This is a genomic window from Bacillus sp. LR--39 (genome assembly GCF_053613335.1).
The window spans coordinates 1-802 of sequence record NZ_JBSIOT010000674.1; the positions used below are offsets into that span (position 1 = coordinate 1).

Consider the following 802-nt stretch of genomic DNA (forward strand, 5'->3'; position numbering starts at 1 on the left):
AGAAATGGGGTGAACAGCATATGTTTAAAAAAATCATCAAAACGATTAAGTACCTCTCAAGCAGTTCTAGTGACCGATATCGCAGACACCGGCATTACAGCAGCAGCCGGCGCAGACATTATCGCAGCTACAGCAGCTCGGGCAAAAGAAGACACTACGACCGTTATGGCGGCAGTCATCGTTACAAACGCCGGAGCTACAGCAGCAGTTAATCCAAAAAAGTTCTTGTTCCGCTTTTGGGACAAGGGTTTTTTTATGTGACCGATTGAATGGCCCGGTTTAGATCCTCGCGAATGGAAGCGGTGTGCTGATACTCTTCCTCAATGCCCAATAATCTTTTCAGCAGCAAGGTTACTTCCTTTGTCAGTGTTAATTCCTCCAGCCAAGTGCCGTTTTTCTTCTTTTTTCCTTTATATTGAGAGTACAGCAGGAATAACAGCGTTTCTCCGAGATCGAAGAAGTCATCCTGTTTTCGTACCTTTATTTCCTCCATTTCTTCAGGAGTCAATTGTTTGGCAAGGCCGAAATCGATGAGGCAGAGCCTGCCATCATTGATGATGATATTAGGCGTTCTGATGTCGCTGTGGAAGATAAGGCGATCATGCAGGTATTCTATAATCTCAAGCAGCTGCGAAATCAGTTGTAATGCCATAAGCTCTGTGAACGGCTGTTTTCGAAAAAATAATAATTCTTCTATATTCTCTCCCTCAATGAACTGCATGACATAATAAGCCTGTCCGTCTATGATGAACTCATCTATGAAGCCCGGAATTTGCGGGTGGTGAATGCTATTGAGCAGTTT

General features: G+C 43.9%; 1 protein-coding gene and 1 pseudogene. One reads left to right on the plus strand and one right to left on the minus strand.

Annotation, left to right across the window (positions count from 1 at the left end; genetic code table 11):
* The first annotated feature begins 9 nt into the window (after window positions 1-9).
* Window positions 10-269: pseudogene (locus ACWHAR_RS25755) on the plus strand (hypothetical protein).
* Here the strand turns inward: ACWHAR_RS25755 and ACWHAR_RS25760 are convergent.
* The coding region (locus tag ACWHAR_RS25760; RefSeq protein ID WP_452088263.1) for a serine/threonine protein kinase at window positions 254-802 on the minus strand (549 nt) is incomplete at its 5' end. The pseudogene ACWHAR_RS25755 and the gene ACWHAR_RS25760 sit on opposite strands and share 16 nt — an antisense overlap.